Source organism: Actinophytocola sp., from assembly GCF_035942955.1.
Lineage (GTDB): Bacteria > Actinomycetota > Actinomycetes > Mycobacteriales > Pseudonocardiaceae > DASYTH01.
Window position 1 is genome coordinate 20,471 of the sequence record NZ_DASZCQ010000083.1, and the last position, 11,453, is coordinate 31,923.

Annotated in this window: 2 protein-coding genes; both read right to left on the reverse strand. The window is 72.7% G+C overall.

Annotated features, from left to right (window positions below; translation table 11 throughout):
* Positions 1–171: 171 nt before the first annotated feature.
* Positions 172–9,558, reverse strand: coding sequence for a type I polyketide synthase (locus tag VGX25_RS09010; protein WP_326917174.1), 9,387 nt, complete (start codon positions 9,556–9,558; stop codon positions 172–174).
* A gap of 8 nt (positions 9,559–9,566) precedes the next feature.
* On the reverse strand, positions 9,567–11,453 hold a 1,887-nt coding region (locus tag VGX25_RS09015; RefSeq protein ID WP_326917175.1), incomplete at its 5' end, for an SDR family NAD(P)-dependent oxidoreductase.

Below are 11,453 nucleotides of genomic sequence, written 5' to 3' on the forward strand. Positions count from 1 at the left end.
CACGGCTGTGGACAGGGCTGCCCCGCAATCAGTACACGGGGCGCCTGTCCACAGTCGTGCCGCGGAACGCCGTGCCCAGCAAGCACAAGGCGACCCACCCGGCGTTCCGACGCAGCCGGGAACGGCCGAAAGCAAAGAACCGCCACCCGACAACGCAAGCCAACACCAGATCTACTGCTGCCGCCGTCGCCGCGCCAGGTTAGCCCGACGAGCCTGACTGCGATCATTGTGCTCAGCCGCCGTGTCCACAGTAGAGCTTTGACCACCGCTGGAGCTCAGTAACCGCGCAAGAGCACCGACGGTGGGCGCCTCGTAGAGGACATGCGGAGCCAGCTCGTCGATCCCGAGGCGACGTCGGATGCGGATCATGATCTCCACGCCGACCAGGGAGTTGCCACCGAGCTCGAAGAAGTTGTCCTCGGTTCCTACCCGGTCGAGGCCGAGCATGTCGGCCCAGACCTCGGCGATGGTCGCCTCGACCTCGTTGGACGGTGCGACGAACGCGACGCTCAGGTCGGGCCGGGGGTGGCGGGCGCCGTCCGACTCGGCGGCGGGGACCGCGGCGATCTCCTGGATGGTGAACTGGCCGCTCGCCCGGATCATGGCGGAGAAGTCCTGGGTGGTCACCGCGAGTTGGTGCTGCCCGGTGCCGAGGATCCGCCGCAGGGCGCGCCAGCCGGCGTCGAAGGAGATGCCGAACTGGGCGCGGTAGTCGCGGAAGAACTGCGCCACTTCCGGGGCGAACCCGGACAGCCCGGCCTCCCAGCCGTTCCACTCCCACTCGCCCCAGTTGACCGCGATGGTGCGCGGGCCGTCCGGGCGCCGGGCGGAGGCGTGGGCGAACGCGTCGAGGAAGGCGTTGGCCGCGCAGTAGTCGACCTGGCCGGGGCCGCCGCCGGTTGCCGACGTGATCGAGGAGAACAGGACGAGGAAGTCCAGCCGCTGGCCGCGGAGCGCCCGGTCGAGGGCGAGGGTGCCGGCGACCTTGGGGGCGAGCACCTTGTCCACCTCGGCCCTGGTCTTGAACTGCATCAGCCCGACGCCGGGTACCCCGGCGGCGTGCAGAACGCCGTGCAGGCAACCGAACCGGTCGACGGCGGCGCGCACCGCGGCCTCGGTGTCGGCGGGCTTGCTGACGTCGCCGGTGACGATCAGGACCTCCGAGCCCAGCTCCTCGAGCCGCCGCACGCCGGCCAGCCGCCGCCGCACCTCGTCGCCGGTCTTCTCGTTGTCCAGCACGGCATCCCAGGTCTCCCGCGGCGGCACCCCGGTGCGGCCGAAGAGGACAAGGCGGGCCCGGCACTCGCGGGCGAGCCGCTCGGCCATGGCCAGGCCGATGCCGCCAAGCCCACCGGTGATCAGGTAGACACCCCGCTCCCGCAACGGCTCCGCCGGCTCGCCGGCGACCGGCACCGACTCGTAGTCCAGCAGCCACCGGCGACCGCCCCGCAACGCCACGACGGCGTCCACGTCACCATCGCCCAGCTCCGCCAGCAGCGGACCGGCCACCCGAGCCGGATCCGCCAGCTCGGCCGGGTCGAGGTCGACCATCCGGCAGCGAACTCCCGGATACTCCACCGGAATCAGGCGCGTCGGCCCGAGCAGCGGGGCCACCTCGGGTCGGATCTCCTCGGCCCCGGTCACCGCCTGGGAGCCCGCGGTCACCGTGTCCAGTATCCAGCCCTCCGCGCCGACATCGCTTGCCGCCTGGGCGAAGGCGATAAGGCTGGGTAGCCCGGCGTCCAGCCCGGTGTCCCGCAACGTCCACAGGTGCACCACCCGCTCGGGCAGGCCGGCGCCGTCGCGCAGCTCGCGGAGCAAGGTGCGGAGGTCGGCACTCTCCCCGGGACGCACCACGTACCCGTCATCCGTCGCGGCGAAGGCATCGCCCGGCCGGACCCGCACGACGCTGCCGCCGGCGGCCACCAGCCGGTACTCGAGCCGCTCGCACAACGAATCCGCGGGCCCGTCGTCGGTGAAGACCAGCCAGCGTGCGGCCGGCAGGGCGCCCGCGCGCGGCGCGGTCTGCCGCCAGACCGGCGCGTGCACCCAACGATCCTCAGGCAGCAGCGGAAGATCCGTCAACGCCGCGCCTGGACGGTCCGAACCGGACGGACCGGCGTGCACGGCGCCGGGCGCCATGGGCGGGGCGGACGCGCCGGCCAGCCAGTACTCCTGACGCTGGAACGGATATGAGGGCAACGGAATCCGCCGTGCCTGGCGGCCTTCCTGATAAGCGCGCCAGTCGATGTCCACCCCGGCCAGCCACAGCTGGGCGAGCGCGTCGGTGAGCACCCGGTCGTCCGGGCGCGGATCGGCCGCGGCCGGCAGCGTGGCAGAGATCAGCGGCCAGCGCTCGCGCGCGCAGTCCGGGTGCACCCGGGTCATCGCGCCGAGCGACTGGCCGGGCCCGATCTCCAGCAGCGCCGGGTCGGGATCGGACAGCAGCCGGGCCAGCCCGTCGGCGAACCGCACCGGCGAGCACATGTGCCGGGCCCAGTACTCCGGGTCGGTCACCAGCCGCTCGTCGGCCGGCTCGCCGGTCACATTGGAGATATACGGCAGCTTCGGCGCCTGCGGCCGGATGTTGGCGGTGACCCAGGCGGTCAGCTCGTCGCGCACCGGATCGAGCATCCTGGTGTGGAACGCGTGCGTGGTCAGCAGCTTCGTGCTGGGCACGTCGTCGCGCTGCAACCGGGCGGCGAAGTCCGTCACTACGTCCGGCTCGCCACCGATGACGGTGATCTCCGGCCCGTTCACCGCGGCCACGTCGATCCCGAGCGGGGCGAGGTCGCCGAACCGCTCGGTCAGCCACGCCGGCGACCTGGGCACGGCCAGCATCGAACCGGCGGGCTGCTTGGCGATCAGGCCGGCCCGGAAGGCGACCAGGCGCAGGGCGTCGGCGAGCGGGAGGACCTCGGCGAGCGCCGCGGCCACGTACTCGCCGAGGCTGTAGCCGAGCATCATCGCCGGGCGCACGCCCCAGCTCATCAGCAGCCTGGCCACCGCGTATTCGACCACGAACACCGCGGGCTGGGCGATCTCGGTGCGGCGCAACGCCTCCCGGTTCGGGTCGGTGGTCTCGGCGGTCCGGCCAAGCATGGCCAGCAGGGCCGAGTCCTCGCCGCCGGCCGTGCTGCGTGCGGCGGTGAGCAGGGGCAGCAGGTCGAGCGCGAGGGCGTCCCGCATGACCTCGACGCACTCGTCCACAATGGATCGGAACTCCGGTTCCCTGCGGTACAGCTCGACCACCATGCCGGGATAGTGCTCGCCGACGCCGGCGAACAGGAAGTTCACCGGCCGGCCCCGGAACTGCTCGGCACGGGCCAGCACGCCCGGCGGCAACGGGCGATCGCCGGCCCCGGCCGTGGCGACGATCTCGGCCATCGAGTCGGTGACCCAGGTCCTGCGGTGCTCGAAGGCCTCCCGGCCGAGCTGCAGGGTGTTGGCCACGTCGCGCAGCGCGACGTCGGGCCGGCGGGCCAGCTGGTCGGCGAGCCGGCGCACCGCCTGGTCGGCCGCGGTGGCGTTGCGCCCGGACACGGTGATCAGCTCGTACCGGCGGTCCGATCCGTTCGACGGCGACGCGGGCGGCTCGGCCGACGGCGCCTCCTCGAGAACCATGTGCACGTTGGTGCCGCCCATGCCGAGCGAATTGAGCCCGGCGATCCGAGGCCGGCCGACCGGCGCGTCCCAGGTGGACAGCGCGGTGTTGACGTAGAACGGGCTGTTCTCGAAGTCGATCTCCGGGCTGGGCCGCGTGAAGTGCAGGCTCGGCGGGATCTGCTTGTGCCGCAACGTGAGCGCCGTCTTGATCAGGCCGCTGATGCCCGCGGCGGCGGCGAGGTGACCGATGTTGGTCTTCACCGAGCCGATCGGGCAGTACTGCGTGCGCTCAGTCTCACCGAAGGCCCTGGTGAGCGCGGCGACCTCGATGGGGTCACCGAGCGGGGTGGCCGTGCCGTGCGCCTCGACGTAGCCGATGTCCTCGGCCGTGACGCCGGCGTCGGCCATCGCGTCGGCCACCACCGCGGCCTGGCCGACCACGCTCGGCGCGGTGTAGCCCACCTTCAGCGAGCCGTCGTTGTTGATCGCCGAGCCGCGGATCACCGCGTACACCGTGTCCCCGTCGGCCAGCGCGTCGGACAGGCGCTTGAGCAGCACGACACCCGCGCCGTCACCGAACATGGTGCCGCCCGCGTCGGCGTCGAACGTGCGCACGTGCCCGTCCGGGGACTCCATGCCGCCGGGAACGTAGAGGTGCCCGACGCGGTCCGGGGTGTGGATGGAGACGCCGCCGGCCAGTGCCAGCTCGCACTCGGAGTGGCGCAGGCTCTGGCAGGCAAGGTGCACGGCGACCAGTGCGGTCGAGCAGAAGGTCTGCACCGTGAAGCTCGGCCCGGCCAGGCCGAGCTTGTAGGACACGCTGGTGGTCAGCGAGTCCTTGTCGTTGCCGATGACGAACTGGTAGGCATCCGTCTCCCCGACGTCCATAGTGGACGATGACATCAGGAAGCGCAGCAGGTAGGTGCTGATGTTGGTGCCGCCGAACACGCCGACCCGGCCGCGGCCGGCGCCCGTCCCGTAGCCGCCGTCCTCAAGCGCCTCCCAGCAGCACTCGAGGAACAGCCGGTGCTGCGGGTCGGTGATCTCCGCTTCCCTCGGGCTGTAACCGAAGAATGCCGCATCGAACCCGCGCACGTCGTCCAGCACCGGGCGCCTCGGCACGTAGTTGGGCGCGTGCACCTGCTCTTCCGGGACACCGGCGGCCAGCAGCTCCTCCGCGGAGAACGTGGCCACGGACTCCACCCCGCCGGCGAGGTTGCGCCAGAACTGCGCAATGTCGTTGGCGCCGGGGAACCGCCCGGCCATGCCGATGATTGCGATCTTGCCGGCATTCGGGTCCTCCTCGGGCGCCCGGCTCGCTGCGCTCGCCGCGGGCGCTTGTTGAGTGGGCTCCGGGCTAGCTGCGCTCGCCATCGGCGCTTGATGTTCGGGCACCCGGCTCGCCGCGCTCGCCGCGGGCGCTTGCCGAGCGACCGCCGCGCCGCCCTTCTCTTCAATGAGCACAGCCATCGCGTGCACGGTGGGCGCCTCGAACAGGTTCACCGCGGACACCGCGACACCGGACACCTTCTGCATCCGCTTGACCAGCTGCAGCCCCATCAGCGAGGTGCCGCCGAGGTCGAAGAAGTTGTCCCGCACGCCGACCCGGTCGATGCCGAGCATCTCCTCCCATACGCCGGCGAGCGCCCGCTGGAGATCACCGGCCGGCGGCACGTACTCCTGCGCGAGGTCGGGCCGCGGCAGCCGGACGCCCGACGAGCCGGTTGCGGTCTCGGTGAGATCCTTGACCAGCCACTGCCGGCTGCGCTTCGGCAGATCGCCGGCGCTGACCACGGTGCGCGGCAAGGGATGCGCCAGCACGTGGTCGAACGCCGCGAGCGCCTGCTCCTCGGTCATCGAGTACTCGACCATGGTGGCGCCCAGGTCGCCGAGCCCACCCTCGTCGATCATGGCCGCGGTGGCCGCCCAGGTGTCCCAGTTGATCGTCAGCCAGCGGGTGGCGTCGTCGATGTGCCGGTAGGGCACGGTGTCCAGGAACGTGTTCGCGGCGACGTACGGGGCGAACCCCAGGCCGCCGAGCACCGCCGACATCGAGGAGAACAGCACCACGAACTCCACCGGCCGGCCGCGCAGCGCGTTCTCCAGCGCCACCGTGCCGTCGACCTTGCCGCCGGTGAGGTGCGCGTCGACGGCCTCGGGGCCGATCTCGGTGATGGGTCCGAAGGTCTCCGGGGCGGTGTTGGCGGCGAGGTGCACCACGCCGTCCAACCGGCCGTGCCGGTCGAACAGGTCGTCGACCAGGTGCCGCACGGCCGCCTCGTCGGTCATGTCCGCGGCCGCGACCTCGACCCGGATTCCGTTGTCCCGCAGCTGTTGCACGGCGCGAATCCGCTCGGCGCGCGAGTCGTTCACCTCGACGAGCCGGTCCCACTCGTCCTCCGGCGGGAGACCGCTGCGGCCGGCCAGCACCACGGTGTTGTCGCCCGCGCGGCCGATGTGCCCGGCCATCAGCCGGCCGACCGGGCCGAGACCGCCGGTGATCAGGTAGACCCCGTCCGGGCACACGGCGACCGGTGCGGTGTCCGGTGTGGACTGAGGCTGGTAGTCGAGCACGTAACGGACGCCGTCGCGCAGAGCCACCGCGCCGGCGTTGTCGCCGACGCGGATCTCGGCGTGCAGCGCGGCCGCGATCGTCTCCGGAGCGTCGCCGGACACGTCGAACGAGCGGACCAGCAGTCCGGCGAACTCCTGCGAGCCGACGATGCAGGCGCCGTAGACGGTGGCCCGGTGCGGGTCCGGCACGTCGGTGTCGAGCACCGCCCGCGCCGACTCGGTCACCACGGTGATCCGGATGGGGTCGGCCACCTCCGTGCCGAGCACCGAGGTGAGCCTGCACACGCTGTCGAAACCGAGCCGCCTCGGATCGCCGGCGTCGAGGCCGAACAGGTGGATGACCTCGCTGGGCGTGCCGGCCTCGGCGAGCAGCCGCTCATAGTTCTCGGCCTCGTCCCGGACGATCACACACTCACGCCCGTCACCGGCCAGCCGCTCGGCCAGAGCGGCGCCAACGCCGCGGTCATCGGCGAGGATCCACACCGGACCGGTCGGCACCGTGCCGCCGGGCGGGCCGAGTGGCGTCGGTGTCCACACCGGACCCCAGAACCGCTCGTCGGTGGCGTCGTCAACGGTGTCGTCGGCGGTGTAGGCGGGTTCGGGCGCCCGGCTCGCTGCGCTCGCCGCGGGCGCCTGATGAGCGGGCGGGTCGATCCAGTAGCGCTGGCGCTCGAAGGGGTACTGGGGCAGCGCCACTTTCCGTGGCTCGCGGCCCTCGTGATAGGCGTGCCAGTCGATGTCCACGCCGGCGAGCCACAGCTTGGCAAGGGCCTCGGTGAGCACCTCGGTGTCCGGCCGCGGGTCCGCCTCGGCGGGCAGCGTCGGGACGAGAAGCGGCCACCGGTTCGGCGGGCAGTCGGGGTGGTTGCGGGTCAGGGCGCCGAGCGACTGGCCGGGGCCGATCTCGAGTAGCGCCGGCTCGCCCTCGGCGAGCAGGTTGCCGAGCATCTCGGCGAACTTCACCGTGCGGCACATGTGCTCGGCCCAGTAGCCGGGGTCGCGCAGCTGCCGCTCGGTGATCTCCGCGCCGGTCACGTTGGAAAGGTAGGGAATCCGCGGCGGCTTCGGGTCCAGGTTCGCCCGCGCCCACGCGGTCAGCTCGTCGGCGACCGGGCGCAGCATGCGCGAGTGGAAGGCGTGCGAGGTGCGCAGCAGCCGGCACGGGATGTCGTGCCCGGCAAGTCGATCGGTCAGCTCGGCCACCGCGTCGGCCGGGCCGGACACCACGATCATCGCGGTGCCGTTCACCGCGGCGACGTCGAGTCCGAGGTCCGCCGGCGACCCGACCAGCCGGCCGAGGTCCGCCGTGGACAGTGGGACGGCGGCCATCGCCCCCGCCGGCAGCCGGGAGATCAGCTTGGCCCGCACGGCGACCAGCCGGGCCGCCTCCTCCAGGGTCAGCGCCTCGGCGAGGCAGGCGGCGGCGAACTCGCCGACGCTGTAGCCGGCCAGCACGCTCGGCCGCACACCCCATGCCATCAGCAGCTTGCCCAGCGCGTAGTCGACCGCGAACACCGCGGGCTGGACCACCTCGGTGGCGGCCGACGTGTCGTCCTGCGGCACCTCGGCACGGCCGAGCAGGCGGGCCAGGTCCGCGCCGTTGGCGGTCTCCTCCGCGGTCAGCTCGGTCAGCGGGTCGGTGCCGAGCTCATCCCGGAAGATCTCCGCGCACTCGTCGATGGCCGCGCGGAAGACCGGCTCGCTGCGGTACAGGCCGCCGATCATCCCGCGGTAGTGCTCGCCGACACCGGCCAGCAGAAACCCGACCGGGCGCCGGGCACTCGCGTCGGCCCTGGCCAACACCCGGTGCGCGGCCTCGGAACTCAGCGCGCCGGCCGCGTCGGCGGCGTCCCGCACGACGGCCGCCCGGCGCTCGTGGAACACCTTGCGGCCGACCTGCAACGTGTAGGCGACATCGGCAAGATCGACGTCCTCGTCGGACACCGCGGCGGCGAGCCGTTCGGTGGCCGCGGTGGCCGCCGACGCGGTCCGCGCCGACCACACCAGCACCTGGTGCGGCCGCGCCGGCAGCCGGGACTCGCGCTGCACCGGATCCGGCTCCTCCAGCACCACGTGCGCGTTGGTGCCGCCCATGCCGAACGCGCTCACGCCGGCCCGGCGGATCCGCTCTCCGCGCGGCCACGGCTGCAGTGAGGTGACCACCTCGAGCCGATCCCTGCTGCGCGCCAGCTGCGGGTTGGGCGTGCTGAAGTTGATCGTGGGCGGGATCTCCTGGTGGTACATCGAGAGCGCGGCCTTGATGAGCCCGGTCACCCCGGCCGCCCGGTCGAGGTGACCGAGGTTGGTCTTGGCCGACCCGACCCGGCACCGGGTCACACCGTCCACATCGAACACCTGCTGCAGCGCGGCGATCTCCGCGGCGTCGCCGAGCGGGGTGCCGGTGCCGTGCGTCTCCACGTAGTCGATGTCGGCCGGGGACAGCCCGGCCGCGGCCAGCGCCTCGGCCACCACACCGGCCTGGCCGCGCACGCCCGGAGCGGTGAAGCCGACCTTCAGCGAGCCGTCGTTGTTCACCGCCCAGCCGCGGATGACCGCGTAGACCCGGTCGCCGTCGGCCAGCGCGTCCTCCAGCCGGCGCAGCACCACGACGCCGACGCCGTTGCCGAGCGGGGTGCCCTTGCCCTCCGCGTCGAAGGCCCGGCACTTCCCGTCCGGCGAGGCCATCCCGGCCTGCTCGTACACGTAGCCGACCCGCTGCGGCACGGTGATCGCCGCGCCCCCGGCGAGCGCCATGTCCGACTCGCCGGAGACCAGGCTGGTGCACGCCGCGGCCACCGCGACCAGCGAGGTGGAGCAGTAGCTCTGCACGCCGTAGGCCGGACCGGTCAGGTCGAAGGCGTGCGCCACCCGCAGCGGCAGGGAGTCCTTGTCGTTGCCCAGCCCGACGAAGACGTACCCGGCCGTCTCCACCAGATCCGGGTGCGGCGTGAGGTTGTTCGTCAGATAGGTGGAGAACTGGCCGCCGGCGAAGACGCCGATCGCCCCGTCGGTCCGCTCCGGGTCCACCCCGGCGTCCTCGAGCGCGTGCCACGAGCACTCCAGGAACAGCCGCTGCTGCGGATCCATCACCTGGGCTTCCCGTGCGGCGTAACCGAAGAAGCCGGCGTCGAACAGCTCGATGTCGTCCAGCACCGGGCCGACCGGCACGTAGGCGGGATCGGCCAGCTGCTCGTCGGTCACCCCGTTGGCGCGCAGCTCCTCCTCGGTGAACCGGGTCATCAGGTCCTTGCCGGCGCGCAGGTTGCGCCACAGCTCGCGCACATCCCCACTACCGGGGAACCGGCCGGCCATCCCCACTATGGCGATGTCACCGGAAACCTCACCGGACAGGTCGTCGTGCTCGAGTTCGCTGGTCATTCCGTGCCTCACCTTCGGGTCTTCCTCGCGCGCATGGCCCTGCGCCGCTCCCCGCGCGCGGCACTACCGTCCACTTTCGACGTCGGGGTGGATGATGAATCGGCCGTGTCCGGGCCGGTGAGCAACTCGGCGAACTGGGCGACCGTCGGCCGTTCGAACAGCGTGGCCGCGGCCAGCTCCACGCCGAACTCCTTGCCGAGGCGGTTGACCACCGTGATCCCCACCAGCGACGTGCCACCGAGCTCGAAGAACGGATCGTGCACGCCGACCTGCTCGATGCCGAGGCAGTCCTGCCACACCTCGGCGACCCGCCGCTCGACGTTCGTGCGCGGGGCGAGGTAGGGAGTACGCAGCTCCGGCCGCGGGAAGCGCGGCCCACCGCCGATCCCGGGCGCCAGCTCACCGTCCGGAGTGGACAGCGCGGCCAGGTCCGCGACCACGTCGGCCATCGGCTTGGTCAGCACCACCACGTGCGGGGCGCCGGCCGCCAGGATCCTGGTGAGCGTGTCGGGACCCTCGTCGTCGGTGATGCCGAACTCGTCGCGGTACTGGCGGACCCGCTCCAGCGCCGGGTTCCCGGCCAGGGTCACCTCCTGCCACGCGTCGAACTGCCACGCGCCCCAGGCCGCCGACACCACCCGCCCGGCCACGCGACCGGTGGCCGACGCGGCGAACGCGTCGAGGAAGGCGTTGGCCGCGCAGTAGTCGCTCTCGCCGAACCCGCCGATGGTGGCGGCCGATGAGGAGTACAGCGCCAGCAGCTCCGGCGGATCCTCACGCAGCGCCTCGGCGATCGCCAGCGTGCCGGCGACCTTGGGGGCGAGCACCGCGGCCGCGTCCGCCTTGCCCTTGGCGGCCAGCAACCCCGCGCCGGGAACGCCGGCGGCGTGCACCACGCCGTGCACGACGCCGAACTCCTCGCGCGCGGCGTGGAAAACGCGCTTGACCTGATCGGGGTCGCTCACGTCCGCGGCAAGTGGAAGCACCTCGGCGCCGGCAGCCCGCAGTTGCCTGATCGCCAGCAGAATCGCGCTGACCTTCTCGTCCGGGTCGTGGCTGGCCAGCCACCCGTCCCAGTGCGCCTCGTCGGGCAGCTCCGTGCGGCCGACAAGCGCAAGGCGGGCGCCGAGCGGGGCGAGCCGCCGGGCCATGATCAGCCCGAGGCCGCCCATGCCACCGGTGATCACGTAGGTGCCACCGGCCCGCCAGACCTGCTCGTCCGCCGCCGCGGGCAGCGCGGTCTCCTCGAACGCGCGGACCCAGCGCCTGTCCCGGCGCCACGCGGTCACCTCGGCGGGATCATCGGCGAGCAGCTCGACCTCGCGGAGGAGCTGACCGGCGAGTTGCTCGGCCGGTGCCGCGGATTCCAGGTCGACGCAGCGGACCCGGATCCGCGGGTACTCGGCGGCGATCGAGCGGCATATGCCGGCGATCGTGGCCGGCACCGGGTTGGTGGCGTCCCCGCCGAGCACGTCGAAGGTGTCCGCCACCGCGGCGACCAGCTCGACGTCCCGGCCGGCGAGCTTGCGGCCGAGCGCCTTGGTCAACCACATCAGGCTGTAGAAACCCTTGTCCAGCGCGGCCTCCAGGTCCCGCTCCGGTTCCGTTCCGAAGGCGTGCACCACGCGCAGCGGCACGTCCGGCTCCACGGTCAGCTCGTCGAGCAGCCGCCCGTAGTGCTCGGGCTCGTCGACCGATCCTGGCTCGACCAGCACGGCACGGTGACCGGCGGCGGTGGCCCGCTCGACCAGCCGCGCGCCAAGCTCGCCGGCCGGGGCGAACACCAGCAGGTGCGCCGGCCGCGGCGGCGACGGCGGCAGCGCGTCGTGCCGGCGCCAGGTCGGGGTGTGGCACCTGATTCCCCGCTTGACCGGCGGCGCGGCGGCGGCCGGCCG

Excerpts from the sequence above, each read along its gene's own strand:
- VGX25_RS09010 (WP_326917174.1), bottom strand. The coding sequence starts at position 9,558 with ATGACCAGCGAACTCGAGCACGACGACCTGTCCGGTGAGGTTTCCGGT.